This window comes from Gordonia sp. VNK21, assembly GCF_046098115.1.
In the GTDB taxonomy this organism is placed as follows: Bacteria; Actinomycetota; Actinomycetes; order Mycobacteriales; family Mycobacteriaceae; genus Gordonia.
The window spans coordinates 222,881-237,649 of record NZ_JBJURU010000001.1 but is presented as its reverse complement, the minus strand read 5'-3'; the positions used below and the strand labels follow the sequence as shown (position 1 = coordinate 237,649).

The 14,769-nt window shown below is 71.5% G+C and carries 15 protein-coding genes and 1 pseudogene; 7 read left to right on the top strand and 9 right to left on the bottom strand.

What is annotated here, in order from left to right:
* Window positions 1-23: 23 nt before the first annotated feature.
* Together dut and ACJMNC_RS01205 are read left to right on the top strand one after the other, a co-directional pair.
* A complete protein-coding gene (gene dut, locus ACJMNC_RS01210) occupies window positions 24-503 on the top strand; it encodes a dUTP diphosphatase (RefSeq protein WP_408946128.1) in 480 nt (159 codons plus the stop codon).
* A gap of 5 nt (window positions 504-508) precedes the next feature.
* Window positions 509-1,357: a DUF3710 domain-containing protein gene (locus ACJMNC_RS01205; RefSeq protein ID WP_408946127.1), complete on the top strand. Its 849-nt coding sequence runs from the start codon at window positions 509-511 to the stop codon at window positions 1,355-1,357.
* 33 nt (window positions 1,358-1,390) lie between these two features.
* Here the strand turns inward: ACJMNC_RS01205 and ACJMNC_RS01200 are convergent, their stop codons facing one another.
* Window positions 1,391-1,750 carry a VOC family protein gene (locus ACJMNC_RS01200; protein ID WP_408946126.1) on the bottom strand — a complete coding sequence of 120 codons (360 nt, stop codon included), beginning with the start codon at window positions 1,748-1,750 and terminating at the stop codon, window positions 1,391-1,393.
* Window positions 1,751-1,865: 115 nt separating this feature from the next.
* On the opposite strand from ACJMNC_RS01200, the pseudogene ACJMNC_RS01195 reads away from it, so the two are divergent.
* Window positions 1,866-2,750, top strand: a pseudogene (locus ACJMNC_RS01195) (helix-turn-helix transcriptional regulator); the annotation flags it as partial.
* Here the strand turns inward: ACJMNC_RS01195 and ACJMNC_RS01190 are convergent.
* The gene (locus ACJMNC_RS01190) at window positions 2,737-3,492 is read right to left on the bottom strand and encodes an alpha/beta hydrolase (protein WP_408946125.1); all 756 of its coding nucleotides are present in this window, start codon (window positions 3,490-3,492) and stop codon (window positions 2,737-2,739) included. The pseudogene ACJMNC_RS01195 and the gene ACJMNC_RS01190 overlap by 14 nt on opposite strands.
* A 96-nt stretch (window positions 3,493-3,588) precedes the next feature.
* On the opposite strand from ACJMNC_RS01190, the gene ACJMNC_RS01185 reads away from it, so the two are divergent.
* Entirely contained in the window at window positions 3,589-3,960 is a 372-nt protein-coding gene (locus tag ACJMNC_RS01185) for an OB-fold nucleic acid binding domain-containing protein (RefSeq protein WP_408946124.1), read from the top strand.
* On the opposite strand, the gene ACJMNC_RS01180 is transcribed toward ACJMNC_RS01185, so the two are convergent.
* From ACJMNC_RS01180 to ACJMNC_RS01160, 5 genes are all read right to left on the bottom strand, one after another.
* Window positions 3,946-4,383, bottom strand: a complete 438-nt coding sequence (locus ACJMNC_RS01180; protein WP_408946123.1) for a hypothetical protein — start codon at window positions 4,381-4,383, stop codon at window positions 3,946-3,948. The two genes, ACJMNC_RS01185 and ACJMNC_RS01180, sit on opposite strands and share 15 nt — an antisense overlap.
* Complete coding sequence (locus tag ACJMNC_RS01175) at window positions 4,383-5,564, bottom strand: globin domain-containing protein (protein WP_408946449.1); 1,182 nt, start codon at window positions 5,562-5,564, stop codon at window positions 4,383-4,385. Before ACJMNC_RS01175 ends, ACJMNC_RS01180 begins: the two co-directional genes overlap by 1 nt.
* Entirely contained in the window at window positions 5,564-6,082 is a 519-nt protein-coding gene (locus ACJMNC_RS01170; protein ID WP_408946122.1) for an RrF2 family transcriptional regulator, read from the bottom strand. The genes ACJMNC_RS01175 and ACJMNC_RS01170 overlap by 1 nt, the downstream gene beginning before the upstream one ends.
* Before the next feature lie 104 nt (window positions 6,083-6,186).
* On the bottom strand, window positions 6,187-6,849 hold the full coding sequence (locus ACJMNC_RS01165; RefSeq protein ID WP_408946121.1) for a potassium channel family protein: 663 nt from the start codon (window positions 6,847-6,849) through the stop codon (window positions 6,187-6,189).
* Entirely contained in the window at window positions 6,849-7,517 is a 669-nt protein-coding gene (locus tag ACJMNC_RS01160; protein WP_408946120.1) for a potassium channel family protein, read from the bottom strand. The genes ACJMNC_RS01165 and ACJMNC_RS01160 overlap by 1 nt, the downstream gene beginning before the upstream one ends.
* A gap of 69 nt (window positions 7,518-7,586) precedes the next feature.
* Here ACJMNC_RS01160 and ACJMNC_RS01155 point away from each other — a divergent pair, with 69 nt between their 5' ends.
* The 3 genes from ACJMNC_RS01155 to dxs are packed head-to-tail and all read left to right on the top strand — an operon-like array spanning window position 7,587 to window position 12,812.
* A complete protein-coding gene (locus tag ACJMNC_RS01155) occupies window positions 7,587-9,575 on the top strand; it encodes an APC family permease (RefSeq protein WP_408946119.1) in 1,989 nt (662 codons plus the stop codon).
* Window positions 9,572-10,882 (top strand): class I SAM-dependent RNA methyltransferase, encoded by a 1,311-nt coding sequence (locus ACJMNC_RS01150; RefSeq protein WP_408946118.1) that lies wholly within the window; start codon window positions 9,572-9,574, stop codon window positions 10,880-10,882. The genes ACJMNC_RS01155 and ACJMNC_RS01150 overlap by 4 nt, the downstream gene beginning before the upstream one ends.
* A gap of 49 nt (window positions 10,883-10,931) precedes the next feature.
* Complete coding sequence (gene dxs / locus ACJMNC_RS01145) at window positions 10,932-12,812, top strand: 1-deoxy-D-xylulose-5-phosphate synthase (protein ID WP_408946117.1); 1,881 nt, start codon at window positions 10,932-10,934, stop codon at window positions 12,810-12,812.
* A gap of 42 nt (window positions 12,813-12,854) precedes the next feature.
* Here the strand turns inward: dxs and ACJMNC_RS01140 are convergent, their stop codons facing one another.
* Entirely contained in the window at window positions 12,855-14,108 is a 1,254-nt protein-coding gene (locus tag ACJMNC_RS01140; protein ID WP_408946116.1) for an HRDC domain-containing protein, read from the bottom strand.
* Complete coding sequence (locus tag ACJMNC_RS01135; RefSeq protein ID WP_408946115.1) at window positions 14,105-14,743, bottom strand: DUF3000 domain-containing protein; 639 nt, start codon at window positions 14,741-14,743, stop codon at window positions 14,105-14,107. Before ACJMNC_RS01135 ends, ACJMNC_RS01140 begins: the two co-directional genes overlap by 4 nt.
* Window positions 14,744-14,769: the final 26 nt, after the last annotated feature.

Below are 14,769 nucleotides of genomic sequence, written 5' to 3'. Positions count from 1 at the left end.
TCCCCGCCTAGTAGGCTTCGGGAGTGACCTCGATTGCCGACGCCTACCCGCCGCTGAAGCTGTTGCGCCTCGATCCCGACCTGCCGTTGCCGGTCCGGGCGCACCCCGAGGATGCGGGGATCGACCTATACTCCGCCATCGACCTCGAACTCGCCCCCGGCCGGCGTCAGCTCGTCGGCACCGGTATCGCGATCGCGCTGCCGGTGGGCACCGTCGGGCTGATCCATCCGCGTTCCGGACTGGCCGCCCGCGCCGGGCTGTCGATCGTGAACACGCCGGGCACCATCGATGCCGGCTACCGTGGCGAGATCAAGGTGTGCCTGATCAATCTGGATCCGGCCGCACCGATCAGCATCGCGCGCGGCGACCGGATCGCGCAGCTGCTGGTCCAGCGGGTGGAACTGCCGCAGGTGATCGAGGTCGGTGAACTGGACGAGACCGTGCGCGGGGCCGGCGGCTACGGCTCCAGCGGCGGTCACGCGATTCTGGAAGGGGAGGGCTGAACGCCATGGGACAGCGCATCGGCGACACCGCCGGTCCGTACGACATCAACGATCTGGACACACCGACCGAGGATCTGGCGAACTCGCACCTCGACCTCGGCTCCGTGCTGGTGCCGGTGGTCGAAGGCGGCCAGGTGACGGTGGAGATGTCCGCCGACCACCAGCCGGAGGCCGTCTACCTGATCACCCCGGTCGGCCGGATCGGCGTGCACGCCTTCGCCGCACCCCGCACCGGGGGACTGTGGCGCGAGGTGGTCAAGGAACTCGCCGAGTCGTTGCGTGCGGAGGGGGCCACCACCTCGATCCGTGACGGTCACTGGGGACGCGAGGTGGTGGCCGCCGTCCCGGGCGGTGAGCACCGCTTCATCGGCGTCGACGGGCCGCGCTGGATGGTGCGCTGCGTCGCCAGCGGACCGGAGGGCGACACCGAGTCGCTGGCACAGCTGGCGCGGGCCGTGCTCGCCGAGACGGTGGTCCGCCGCGGTGACGAGCCGTTCCCGCCGCGGGACATGCTGCCGCTGGTGCTGCCGCCGGTGCTGGCCGAACAGGTCGCCGCCGCCCAGGAACAGCTCGGCGAGGACGGCGCGCCCGCCGCCGGCGCCGCGAGCCCGGTCCGCCGCTCCGCGCCGGCCTCCGAACCCGAGGACGTGGTGGCCGGCGGCGCCGTCGAACAGGCCGCCGCCGCCACCGTCTTCACCGAGGACACCGATCCGGCCGCGGACGAGGACACGCTGAGCGAGGACGAACTCGATGCCGAACTCCTCGGCGACGACGCCGCCGAGGAGGAACCGGCACCGGCTCCGTCCAAGGGATCGGCGATGGCCCGGCTGCGCAGCCGCCGCAAGCGGCGCTGAGAAGCCCTCGACCGGGGCCCACTCGACGGGGATTCAGTCGACGGGGGAGACGCGCACGAGGTTGCCGTCCGGGTCGGCCGCGACGAATGTGCGGCCGAAGACGTCGTCGTGCGGTGGCGTGATGATCTCCACGCCGCGCGCCAGCCACTCCTGATGAATCCGGTCCACCGCGGCCGTCCCGCCCGGAAGCATCAGCCCCACCTCGCCGGTGGCCCCGCCGGCCAGCCGGTCGGACCGCCCGGTCCACAGCGCGAAGAGCACGCCCGGTGCGACCTCGAAGGGGACGTACCGGGGTGTCCGGATCACCGGTTCCATCTCGAACAGGTCCGCATAGAACGCGGTGGACCGGTCGATGTCGGTGACGTCGATGAGAAACAGGTTGGGGCGGGTCATGGTGAGCACTCCTCGGTGGCGATGAATCGGTGGCGACGAAACGTCGGTTCTGGTGGTCGCCATCAGGATCACTCCATAAGGTGACAATCGATGTCCTGTTATCGATGGAGGCGCCGTGGAGCGAGCGGAACGGCTGCTGGCCGCGCTCGCGGTGCTGCAGGCGCGGCGGCGGGTCACCGCCGACGAACTCGCCGGTGAGCTGGGAGTCTCCCGGAGGACGGTGCTGCGGGATGTGCAGGCCCTGGCCAGGGCCGAGGTGCCGGTGTTCACCGAGCGAGGCCGGTACGGCGGCATCGTGCTGCTCCCGGGAAGCCAGGTCGACGCCGGCCGTCTCTCCGAGAGTCAGGCGCAGGTCCTGCAGATCTTCGGCCTCGACACCCGCAGGGCCGCCGAGCTGGGACTCACCGAAGCGGTCCGTGGAGCCGCGCGGACGCTGGCGGCCCGGCGCCGGGCCCCGACGGCGGGATCATCGCCGCCACTGGCGCTCAGTGAGGTGGTCGCCGTCGACAGCGGAGGCTGGTTCGTTCCCGACGAGACGGTGGACGTCGCCGCACTGGCCGCCGACCTGCGGACCGGCCGCAGGCTGAGGATCACCTACCGGCACAGCGGCGAACGCAGCGCGGCAGAGCGCACCGTCGATCCGTACGGACTGTATGCGCGGTCCGGACGGTGGTACCTGATCGCCGACCACCGCGGCCGCCCCCGGATGTTCGCGCTGGCCCGGCTCACCGCCTGGACGGTGCTGGGCACTGCGCGTGTACTGAGCGGCCCGGCGTCACCCGCCGAGGTCGCGGCGGACCTCGTCCGGCGGCTCGAGGAGAGCCACCCCGTCACGATCAGCGCCCTGCTGGACACCGATCGGATCGATCTGGCCCGGCGGATTCTGGGCCGGCGGCTGATCCGGGTGGCCGAGACCGACGACCCGGATACCGTGCACATCATGGTCGGTTACGAGACCCTCGACGGAGTCCGGCACCTGCTGCAGTTCAGCGATCATCTCGAGGTGATCGGTCCGCCCGAGGCGCGGGCGCGGGTGGCGGCGCTGGCAGAGGATCTGCTTCGGCGGCATCGCAGATCGCCGACCAGCCGGTCAGTGCGGCTTCCCCCAGAAGCCGGGGATGACGGCCCCACTCCTGAAGTCCCACCTCACTGAGCAATGCCCGGGGTGCGGCGGCCGCCCACCGCCGGGCCACGGTGATCGGATGCAGCGGATCGTCCGGACAGGCGACGACGGCCAGCGGGACGGTCAGTGCGGAGATCTGCTGCGGCGTGGGTGCTTCGAGGGTGGCGGCCTGCCGCAGCTGGCCGGGCAGATCGCGGTCGGCCAGCGCCCGCCACGACCGGCCGAGTTCGGCGCCGAGCCAGTCCGGGCTCCCCGCGGTCATCGCCGCGATCGCGGATTCGAGGCCCTGTTCCTCGATTGCGGTGGCCGTCAGCTGCGCCGACATCGCCGCCGGCGAATCGTCCGGGGCTCCGGACCAGGGCGGCAGCACCGCCAGCACGCCGCGGCACGGTCCACCGGGCGGCTGGCGCAGGGCCCAGGACAGCGCCACCACGGCGCCGATCGACACCCCGCCCACTAGCAGCGGGGCGCCACGGGCGGCGAGCGCATCGAGCTCGGCGAGGTAGGTCTCGACCAGGGCCGGCCCGGGCCGCAGGGCACGGAGTTCGCCGCCGCGCGCGGCCACCGCGGGCCCGAACGAACGGCGCAGGTAGTCGTCGTCGGAACCGGTGCCGGCCATCACTGCGACGGTGGGCATTTCCGGGCGGGAAAAGCGTTGTACAGTGTGCATCGCAAGCTCTGCTACCGCAGGGGTTCGAGTATTCCGGAGGACACGATGGCGACGGGGTTGATCAAGCGCCTGGGCAAGATGCTCACCGAAGATCTCGAGGTCCTCGAGGACGATCGCGTCGAGCGAGAATGTGCTGGTGAAGGCGCCCAGCGGGCCAAGGACTGTACCCGCGGCGACGAAGCCACCATGGTCGGCGAGCTGCGGTCGGTGCAGACCGGTTCGCGCGGCTGCGGCAGCGGCGTCGTCGCCGAGTTCTTCGACGGCAGCGACACGGTCCTGCTCAAGTGGCTCGGCCGGAGCCGGATCCCGGGAATCGAGCCCGGCCGCAAGGTGACCGTACGGGGCCGGGTGGCCACCGCCGACGGAATGAAAGTCATCTACAACCCGTACTACGAACTGCACTCAGCTCAGGAGTGACACGCCCGCGGTGATCAGCGCCGCCACCTTGATCAGATCGAAGGCCACGTACCACAGGTGTGCGTGGCTTCGCTGTTCCGGGACGTTCTCCGGATCGGCGAGCACCGCATCCGAGCGCCGGGCGAGCACCGGCCGGATCGCCACCACCTGAACCAGCAGTGCGGCGGTGGCCACCAGGAAGGCGACGAGAGTGCTCGTCGGCCAGTCGCCGCCGACGGCCGCGGTGATGGCCAGCGCCACCGCGATGACCACCTCCACCGAGTTGAGCGCCCGGAACACCAGCCGGCCGATACCCAGTCCCAGCGGAATCGTGATCCCGGGGGCGCGGAACTTCAGCGGCGCCTCGATGAACGAGATCGCCACCACCATGCCCAGCCAGACGAACAGCAGGGCGACGGCCGTCGACAGCGACGCGGAGACCATCAGGCGCGACCTCCCACCCGGAGCAGCTCCGGTCCGAAGGTCTCGTAGTGGATCCGGCTCTCGGGCACGTCCTTGTCGAGCAGCCCGCCGCGGATCGCGCCGAGGAAGCCGGCCGGACCGCAGAGCAGTGCCACCGTCTCCGGGGCCACCGGCACCTCCTCCAGGTCCATCATGCCGATGCTCGCGCCGTCACCGGCGTCGACGCCCTTCTCGTACCACTGGTGCAGGCTGCCGTTGGGGAGCTGCTCCACCAGCGCGGCGAGCTCGCCGCGGTGCGGTTGGCGGGCCCGCGACCGGTCGGCGTGCAGCACCTGCACGGGCCGCTGGTCGCCGGTGCTCACCAGATGGCTGAGCAGTCCGATCACCGGGGTGCAGCCGATACCGGCCGAGGCCAGCAGCAGCGGGGCGTCGCCCTCGGGCAGGGCCAGATCGCCGAACGGGGTGCTCACGGTCAGGGTGTCGCCCTCGAAGGCGCGCTCGTGCAGCCAGGTGGAGACCTCACCGTCGAGTTTGACGCTGATCCGCCAGACCGGCTCGTCGGTGGTGCCGATCAGGCTGTACTGCCGGATCTGGTGCGCACCGTCGTCGAGCGGCACCTGCACCGAGATGTACTGGCCCGGGGTGAACGAGGGCAGCGGTGCGCCGTCGGTCGCAGCCAGCGAGAACGAGACCGCGTCGGGGGCCACCTGACGGCGTTCGGCCACCACCACCGAGCGCCAGACCTCGCCCGGGGCCACCCCGGCCTGACTGTAGAGCTCGTTCTCCTTGGTGATCAGCACATTGGCCATCTCCCAGTAGAGCTCGTCCCAGGCGGCCGCGACCTCCGGGGTCACCGCCGCGCCGAGGACCTCGACGATGGCCGCGAAGAGATGCTCGTGGACGATCGCGTACTGGTCGGCGGTGATGCCCAGGGAGGTGTGCTTGTGGGCGATGCGATCGATGATGAACCGCTGCTGGGCCGGATCCGGGTGCAGTTGCAGCCGGGCGAAGGCCGCGATCGAACCGGCCAGCACCTTCGGCTGGGTGCCGATCTGCTGGTTGGTGCGGTTGAACAGGTCGTTCAGCAGTTCCGGATGTTTGGTGAACATCTTGTCGTAGAACCGCGGCGTGATGTCGTCGAGGGCGCCCTCGACCGCCGGCAGGGTGGCGGTCAGCACCTCTCGGGTCTGCTCGGAAATCATCATCGGCTCCTGTTCTGCTGTGGCTGTGAAGGCGTGCGGCGACGGCCTGTGGCCGCGCCGTCCCGGGCCTGCTCGGCCCGGGGGATCAGGGGGAGTGGCAGCACTCCGTCGGGCAGGCCGTCGGCCCCGGACAGGTCGGCGACGGTGAGGGTGTCGAGACTGGCGTAGAAGGCCTCGCGTGCGGTGGCCAGGGCTCCGCGCAGCCGGCAGCCACGGCGCAGTGTGCACGGGGTGGGCCCGTCGCAGTCGATCACCGGATCGTCGCCCTCGAGGGCGCGGGTGACCCAGCCGACGCCGGCGTTGCGGCCCAGGTCGGTGATGCGCAGGCCACCGCTGCGGCCGCGGCGGGCGTGCACCACGCCGATCTCGGAGAGCCGGCTGACCACCTTGGCCACATGCGCGTAGGGGACGCCGAGCTCCTCGGCGAGGCCGCGTGCGGTGTAGCTGGCCGCTGGATCACCGGCCGCCAGGTGCATGAGCACCCGCAACCCGATGTCGGTGAACTTGGTCAGCTGCATGAGTCGATCTCAACATAATCGGCATGAAATATACCTATTAAAGTGGTCAACGTCTCACGGGTCGAAAGTCCTTGTCAGGCAGGGATTTTGACCCGCCTGTGGGATCACTCCCGCAGGTGCATCGCCTCGTGGAGTTCGGTCTCGGCTTCTTCGGGGGCGATGAAGATGAGCTCGTCGCCGCCCTCGATCGGGTCGTCGGGCTGGGGCACGATCACCCGGCGGCCGCGGATGATGGTCACCAGGGCCACGTCCCGGGGCAGCTGCAGCCGGCGCACCGGCTTGCCGGCCATCGGGGTGTCGTCGGGCAGGGTCAGCTCCACCAGATTCGCCTGGCCCTGACGGAAGGTCATCAGGCGCACCAGGTCGCCGACGCTGACCGCCTCCTCGACCAGCGAGGCCAGTATGCGCGGCGTGGACACCGCCACGTCCACGCCCCAGTCCTCGTTGAACAGCCATTCGTTGCGCGGGTCGTTGACCCGGGCGACCACCCGGCTCACCGCGAACTCGGTGGTGGCCAGCAGGCTCACCACCAGATTGGCCTTGTCGTCGCCGGTCGCGGCGATCATCACGTCGAAGGTCTGCAGTCCGGCCTGCTCGAGGTCCTGGAGCTCGCAGGCGTCGGCGTGGACCCACTGCACTCCCGGCACCGCCGATTCGTCGATGTGTCCGGGATCGCGCTCGAACAGCGTCACCTCGTGGTTGCCGGCGGTGAGCTCGCGGGCGATGGCCCGGCCGACCGCCCCGGCCCCGGCGATGGCCACCTTCATCAGCCTTCTCCTTCGGTGGGCGGTGTGGCCGCGACCCGGCGTGCATTGTCGAGATTGGCCACCAGGGTCGCCGCGTAGACGACGTCACCGGCCTGGAGCACGCTGCGCGGCTCGGGCAGCACGGGCTGGCCGAGCCGATGCAGGAATGCGATGCGGGCGCCGGTCAGCTCCTGGAACTTGGCGCAGCTGACCCCGATCCAGTTCTCGTCGACGGCGAGCTGTGCCAGGGCGAGCGCACCGGACGGATCGTGCCAGGCGGGCCGGCTCGGCGTCTCGCCGAGCGCGGCGATGAAGCGCTCGGTGGTCCACGGCACGGTGGCCACCGTCGGGATGCCGAGTCGCTCGTAGACGGCGGCGCGTTTGGCGTCGTAGATCCGGGCCACCACCAGTTCCACGCCGAAGGTCTCCCGGGCCAGGCGTGCCGAGATGATGTTGGAGTTGTCACCGGAGGAGACCGCGGCGAAGGCGTCCGCCTCGGCGATCCCCGCCTCGATCAGCACGTCGCGGTCGAATCCGACGCCGCAGACGGTGCGGCCGGGGAAGTCGGGGCCGAGCCGGGCGAAGGCGGAGGAGTCCCGGTCGATGACCACGACCCGGTGACCGCGTTCGGCCATCGCGCGGGCCAGACCGGCGCCCACACGGCCGCAGCCCATGATGATTGCGTGCACCCGATGGACGTTACCCCGCACCGGGCCTAATGTGGCGGGGTGCCTAGATTGACCACGGCCAGGGTGGCGATGAAACGCCTGCTCGTCGGACGACCGTTCCGCAGCGAGCAGCTCGGCAGCACCCTGCTGAGCAAGCGCATCGCGCTGCCCGTCTTCGCCTCGGATGCGATGAGCTCCGTGGCCTATGCCCCGCAGGAGATCTTCCTGGTCCTGTCGGTGGCGGGGCTGAGCGCCTATGCGATGGCGCCGTGGGTGGGCCTGGCCGTCGCCGTGGTCATGGTGGTGGTGGTCGCCAGCTACCGGCAGAACGTGCACGCGTACCCGTCCGGCGGCGGTGACTACGAGGTCGCCACGGTCAACCTCGGACCCAACGCCGGCCTGACCGTGGCGGCGGCGCTGCTCGTCGATTACGTACTGACGGTGGCCGTCTCGGTCAGCTCCGCGGCCGAGAACATCGGCTCGGCGGTGCCCTTCGTGCACCAGCACAAGGTGATCTTCTGCGTGGTGGGCATCGTGCTGATCGCCGCGGTCAATCTGCGCGGCATCCGCGAGTCGGGAGTGCTGATGGCGCTGCCGACGTATGCCTTCATCGTCGGAGTGGCCGCCATGCTGATCTGGGGCTTCGTGCAGATCTACCTGTTCGGGACCGACCTGCGGGCCGACACCGCCGACTACACGCTCACCTCGGAGACCGACACACTCTCCGGGCTGGCCATGGTCTTCCTGGTGGCCCGGTCGTTCTCGTCCGGCTGTGCCGCGCTCACCGGCGTGGAGGCGATCAGCAACGGGGTGCCGGCCTTCCGGAAGCCCAAGTCCCGCAACGCCGCGACCACGCTGCTCATGCTCGGCGGCTTCTCCATCGCCCTGCTGATGGGGATCGTGCTGCTGGCCGAGCGGTTGCACGCCAAGTACGTGATGGATCCGTCCTCCGAGCTGATCGGCATCCCCGACGGCTACCAGCAGAAGTCGGTCATCACCCAGATCGCCGATGCGGTCTTCGGGAACTTCCACGCCGGCTTCTACTTCATCGCGGTGGTTACGGCCCTGATCCTGTTGCTGGCCGCCAACACCGCCTTCAACGGCTTCCCGGTCCTCGGCTCGGTGCTCGCCCAGGACCGCTATCTGCCGCGGCAGCTGCACACCCGCGGCGACCGGCTGGCCTTCTCCAACGGGATCGTCTTCCTGGCGCTGGCCGCCATCGCCTTCGTGCTGGCCTTCGACGGCGAGGTCACCTCGTTGATCCAGCTCTACATCGTCGGTGTTTTCGTCTCCTTCACCCTCAGCCAGACCGGCATGGTGCGGCACTGGACCCGGCTGCTGCGCACCGAGACCGATCCGGCCGCGCGCGCCCGCATGCAGCGCTCCCGGGCGATCAACGGCATCGGCATGGTGCTCACCGGCCTGGTCCTGGTGGTGGTGCTGATCACCAAGTTCACCGCCGGCGCCTGGATCGCCGTCGTCGCGATGATCGCCCTGTTCGTGGTGATGAAGCTGATTCACCGGCACTACGCGTCGGTGGAGGCCGAGCTCGAGCGGGCCGCCGCCGACGACGACGAGGTGCTGCCGAGCCGGACACATTCGATCGTGCTGGTCTCGTCGATGCTGCTGCCCACCATGCGGGCGTTGCGGTACGCCCGGGCCACCCGGCCGGACGTCCTCGAGGCGGTCACCGTCAACGTCGACGACCGCTCCACCCGCACCCTGGTCTCCGAGTGGGACGCCAGCGACATCACCGTGCCGCTCAAGGTGATCGCCTCGCCGTACCGCGAGGTGACCCGGCCGGTGATCAACTACGTGCGGCGCATCCGCCGCGAATCGCCGCGGGTGGTGGTCACCGTGTTCATCCCCGAGTACGTGGTGGGGCACTGGTGGGAGCAGATCCTGCACAACCAGTCGGCGCTGCGACTGAAGACCCGGCTGCTCTTCGAACCGGGCGTCATGGTCACCTCGGTGCCCTGGCAGCTGGACTCGTCGGACCGCCTGGCCCGGCGCGGGGAGCACCTCTACTCGGCGCCGGGCGACACCCGTCGCGGCTTCGACCCCACCGATCGGCCGTGACGGCCACGCCCGCGCGCGCCGCCGACGGCGACCGGCCGCAGCGCGAACTGACCGTCACCGGCTTCGCCAACGGCGGGGCGGGGGTGGCCCGCGAGGACGACGGCCGGGTGGTCTTCGTCGCGGGCGCACTGCCGGGGGAGCGGGTGCGCGCAGTGCTGACCAGGGAGCGGTCGAGCTTCGCGCAGGCCCGCACCACCGAGGTGCTCATCGCCTCGCCGCACCGGATCGCACCGCTGTGCCCGGCCGCGGCCGCCGGCGGCGGGTGCTGCGATCTGGCCTATGCCGAACCGGGCCACGCCGCGCAGCTCAAAGCCCACGCGCTGGCCGATGTGCTGCGCCGCATCGGCGGTCTCACCGCGACGCCGCCCCCGCCGGAGCTGCAGCGGCTCGGCGACGCCGTGGGCTGGCGGATCCGGATGCGCCTGGCCGTGGACGCCGACGGCGGCGCCGGCGTGCTGCGGGCCGGCAGCCGCGAGGTGGTGGCGCCGCCCTGCGCGGCGCCGGTGCCCGGACTGTGGACCGGACTCGGCGGGCTCGGCGCCCGACCGGGCTCGGAGCTGGTGGCCGCGACCGGGCATGACGGGCGTCGCGGGGTGATCGAACTGGCCCCGCTGCCGGGCGGGCGCGGCCAGGGCCGGGAGGCGGCCCAGCGCCGGCGCAGCCGCCGGGCCGCGGACCGCGCCGAACGGGTCCTCGACGGCGACGGCCGGGTGACCTACCGGGTCGGTGCGCGCGACTGGACGCTCCCGGTGACCGGCTTCTGGCAGGCGCATCGCGCGGCGGGCGGCGTGTACGCCCAGAGCGTGCGGGAACTGGTGGCCGCGGCCGGGCCGCGCGTGCCCCGCGGCGGCCTGCGGGTGTGGGACCTCTACGGCGGCGCCGGGGTGCTCGGCGCGGCGCTGCTCGACGGCGCCGGCGCCGGCGGACCGGCGATCGCCGGGGTGGAGCTGGTCGAGACCGCACCCGCGGCGCTCGCCGCCGCTGCTGCCACCCTGGGCGGGGAGCCGGTGACCGCGCACCGCGGCGACGTCGCCGCCGTGCTGCCCGGACTGCACCGCCCGGACGTGGTGATCGCCGATCCGCCGCGCAGCGGGGCCGGCGACGCGGTGGTCGACGCGGTGACCGCGGCGGCACCGCAGGCCGTGGTGCACGTGGGCTGCGATGCGGCTGCCTTCGCCCGAGATCTGCGGCGCTACGCCGCCGGCGGATACCGGGTGCTGGGCTGGCGCGGTTTCGACGCTTTCCCCGGAACTCACCACCTCGAAGCGATGGCCGTACTCGTGCCTACTACCGAGTCCGTAGACTAGAGGGGATCGGCGCCCGGCTGGTGGTGCCGCCGACTCCTAGGAGGACCGCATGGGTGTGCTTGATCGGGTTGATTCGCCGGCCGACGTACGCGCGCTGACCCCCGAGGATCTCACCCGGCTGGCCGGCGAGATCCGCACCTTTCTGATCGAGAAGGTCGCCGCCACCGGTGGCCACCTCGGCCCCAACCTCGGTGTGGTGGAACTGACGCTCGCCCTGCACCGGGTCTTCGACTCGCCCTCCGATGCGATCATCTTCGACACCGGTCACCAGTGCTACGTGCACAAGATCGTCACCGGCCGGAAGGACCGCTTCGACACCCTGCGCCAGCGCGACGGTCTGAGCGGGTACCAGGACCGCACCGAGAGCCCGCACGACTGGGTCGAGTCCTCGCACGCCTCGGCGGCGCTGTCGGTGGCCGACGGACTGTCCAAATCGTTCGAGCTGACCGGGCAGGACCGCGCCGTGGTGGCCGTCGTCGGCGACGGCGCACTGACCGGCGGCATGTGCTGGGAGGCGCTCAACAACATCGCCGAGGGCGACCGCCAGGTGGTGGTGGTGGTCAACGACAACGGGCGCTCCTACGCTCCGACGATCGGCGGCCTGGCCCGGCACCTGGCGCGGCTGCGGCTGCAACCCGGCTACGAACGCTTCCTGGCCGGCAGCCGCGAAGCCCTCAAAGCGGTGCCGGTGGTCGGCGAGGCGGCCTACCTGGTGCTGCACGGGCTCAAGAGCGGCGCCAAAGACCTGCTCTCGCCGCAGGCGATGTTCTCCGATCTGGGCATCAAGTACGTCGGCCCGGTCGACGGCCACGACCTCGAAGCGCTCGAAGCGGCGCTCTCGCAGGCCAAGAGCTTCGGCGGGCCGGTGATCGTGCACACGGTGACCCGCAAGGGGATGGGGTACGCGCCGGCCGAGAACGACCTCGCCGAGCAGATGCACGCCACCGGCAAGATGGATCCGGCCACCGGGGTGGCGCACGCCGCGCCCGCCCAGGACTTCACCTCGGTGTTCTCCGCGGCGCTGGTCGAGCTGGGCCGCAGCCGGGACGACGTGGTGGCGATCACCGCGGCCATGCCCGGCCCCACCGGTCTGGCCGCTTTCGGCGAGGCCTATCCGGACCGGATGTTCGATGTGGGCATCGCCGAACAGCACGGCATGACCTCGGCGGCCGGCCTGGCGCTCGGCGGGCTGCACCCGGTGCTGGCCATCTACTCCACCTTCCTCAACCGGGCCTTCGATCAGCTGCTGATGGATGTGGCGCTGCTCAAACTCCCGGTCACCCTGGTGCTCGACCGGTCCGGGATCACCGGCCCCGACGGGCCCAGCCATCACGGCATGTGGGACCTGTCGCTGATGTCGATCGTGCCGGGGATGCGGGTCGCCGCACCCCGCGACGGGGCCCGTGTCCGCGAAGAACTCGCTGAGGCGCTCGCTGTGGGCGACGGACCCACCGCGCTGCGCTTCTCCAAAGGGGCGGTGCCCGAAGACATTCCGGCGGTGCGCCGGCTCAGCGACGGAGTGGACGTGCTGGTGGCGCCCGACGGCGACGAGCCGCCGGTGCTGATCGTCGCGGTCGGTGCCTTCGCCGGTGTCGCGGTGGCCGCGGCCGCCGGACTGGCCGATCAGGGCATCGAGGCCACCGTCGTCGATCCGCGCTGGGTGCTGCCGGTTCCGGAATCGCTGACCGAACTGGCCCGCCGGCATCGGCTGGTGGTCACCCTCGAGGACGGCGGCGTGCACGGCGGTGTGGGTGCGGCGGTCCACGAGGTGCTCTCCGCGGCCGGAGTGGACGTCCCGGTCCGGCAACTCGGTGTGCCGCAGGAGTTCGTGACCCACGCCGGCCGGGACGAACTGCTCGCCGACTTCGGGCTCACCGCCACCGGTGTGGTCAAGACGATCGCCGAGGACGCGGTACTGAGCCACCGCTGACGTCGGTTCGCCCACCGGGCGCCCCCGATCAGTCGTGGCCGATCAGTCGTGTGCTGCCTCGCGCAGCGCCGCCGTGATCGGCTCGTCGGTCAGCTCCCGCTGCCAGGGCCGGGCCGCATGACGCGCGAGCCAGTCGTCCACCAGGTCGATCTGCGGGTCCACGCCCTCCCAGCACAGCTCGCGCACCACATCCGGGGCCAGCAGGTTCTCGGTCGGCAGATCGTGCGCCAGCGCCACCTCCTTGACCGCCGGACGCACCAGATGGGCGCGCCGGGCGGCGTCCGGACGGCGCTGATCCCAGCGGTTGATCGGCGGCGGACCGGTGCCGGCCGCCTTGCGCGGCGGCAGTGCGCTCTCGGGCAGGGCCTGCGCCCGTGCGATCGCCGCCAGCCACACCCGGGCCTGCCGGCGCTGCCTCGGACCGCCGAACACCGGCAGCCGGGTCAGTTCGGCCTCCGAGGTGGGCGCGGCGTTGGCCGCGGTGATGATCGCCGAATCCGGCAGCACCCGCCCCGGGGCGACGTCCCGGCGGGCCGCGATCTGCTCACGCGCCTCCCACAGCTCTTTGACGATCGCCAGCTGCCGGGTGGTGCGCAGCGTGTGGATGTTGGAGGTGCGCCGCCATCGGTCGGTGCGGGGCGGGGCCGGGGGACGGGTCAGGATGTGCGCGAACTCCTGCGCCGCCCACTCGCTGCGGCCGGCCTCCTGCAGTTGCGCGTCGATCGCATCGCGCAGCTCCACCAGCACCTCCACGTCGAGGGCGGCGTAGTTGAGCCAGTCGGCGGGCAGCGGACGGTGCGACCAGTCCGCGGCGCCGTGCCCCTTGGCCAGCCCCAGGTGCAGAAAATGTGCCGTCATGGCGGCCAGGTTCACCTTCGGCAGGTTCAGCAGCCGGCCGGCGAGTTCGGTGTCGAACAGGTCTGAGCACACGAAGCCCAGCTCGGTCAGGCACGGCAGGTCCTGGTCGGCGGCGTGCAGCACCCACTGCGGGCCGGTGAGCGCGTCGATCACCGGGGCGAGCGCATCGGGATGGTCGATCGGATCGATCAGGAAGCTGCCGGCGCCGTTCCGGCGCAACTGGATGAGGTAGGCCCGCTGCGAGTAGCGGTAGCCGCTGGCGCGTTCGGTGTCGACAGCGATCGGTCCGCTGCCGCCGGCCAGTGCATCGGCCGCCCGTGCGAACTGGTCCGGGGTGGTGATCACCTCGGGAACGCCGTCGGCGGGCGCGAGCAGCGGGGCGATGTCGTCCGGTGGGGTCGGCACCGCCGCGGCGCGCTCGGGCCGGTCCTGCGTCATTGCGGGCCAATACGCGAGAGCGAGGCCACCCCGGCCGGAGGCAGTCCGGCCGCGCTGGCGAGGACCTCGCAGAAGGCTTCGAGGTGACCGGCCAGAGCCGCGCTCGACGACGTCCAGGAGGCGCGCAGCTCGAGCTGATGGGCGCGGGGCGGTCCGGCGATGTCGCCGTAGCGCACCGAGGTGGTGGAGGTGACGGTGCCGCCGAGCGCGAGCACCGCCGACACATCGCTGCCCAGCGGCGGCAGCGATTCGGTGGCGCCCTCCGGGACGCCGAGCGCCTCGGCCAGCCAGCTCCAGGCCACCTCCGGCAGCAGCGGATCGGCGGCCAGATCGGCCTCCACCTCGGCCTGGATGAAGGCCACCAGCCGGAAGGTCCCGTTCCAGGCCTCGTGTCCGGCCGGATCGTAGAGCAGTACCAGCCGGCCGAAGGCCGAACCCGCCGAATCGGTGGGCACCAAGGCCGGGTCGGTGATGTCGGGCGGGGTCACCTCGGCGCCGAGAGCGTAGCTGTAGGGGGCCAGCCGCTGCGGCGGCCGGATCGATCCCACCTCGATCTCGGGACGCACGGAGGCCGTGTGCAGTGACTGCACTGCTTCGGTGAAATCGGCCGGCTCCGATTGGGCTCCTGTGGTCACGGCGCCAGGTTAAGCCGCGGGGTGAC

Coding starts and splice junctions, on each gene's coding strand:
- ACJMNC_RS01205 (WP_408946127.1), top strand. CDS start 509: ATGGGACAGCGCATCGGCGACACCGCCGGTCCGTACGACATCAACGAT.
- ACJMNC_RS01200 (WP_408946126.1), bottom strand. CDS start 1,750: ATGACCCGCCCCAACCTGTTTCTCATCGACGTCACCGACATCGACCGG.
- ACJMNC_RS01190 (WP_408946125.1), bottom strand. CDS start 3,492: ATGGCCGGCACCGGTTCCGACGACGACTACCTGCGCCGTTCGTTCGGG.
- ACJMNC_RS01185 (WP_408946124.1), top strand. CDS start 3,589: ATGGCGACGGGGTTGATCAAGCGCCTGGGCAAGATGCTCACCGAAGAT.
- ACJMNC_RS01180 (WP_408946123.1), bottom strand. CDS start 4,383: ATGGTCTCCGCGTCGCTGTCGACGGCCGTCGCCCTGCTGTTCGTCTGG.
- ACJMNC_RS01175 (WP_408946449.1), bottom strand. CDS start 5,564: ATGATTTCCGAGCAGACCCGAGAGGTGCTGACCGCCACCCTGCCGGCG.
- ACJMNC_RS01170 (WP_408946122.1), bottom strand. CDS start 6,082: ATGCAGCTGACCAAGTTCACCGACATCGGGTTGCGGGTGCTCATGCAC.
- ACJMNC_RS01165 (WP_408946121.1), bottom strand. CDS start 6,849: ATGAAGGTGGCCATCGCCGGGGCCGGGGCGGTCGGCCGGGCCATCGCC.
- ACJMNC_RS01155 (WP_408946119.1), top strand. CDS start 7,587: ATGAAACGCCTGCTCGTCGGACGACCGTTCCGCAGCGAGCAGCTCGGC.
- dxs (WP_408946117.1), top strand. CDS start 10,932: ATGGGTGTGCTTGATCGGGTTGATTCGCCGGCCGACGTACGCGCGCTG.
- ACJMNC_RS01140 (WP_408946116.1), bottom strand. CDS start 14,108: ATGACGCAGGACCGGCCCGAGCGCGCCGCGGCGGTGCCGACCCCACCG.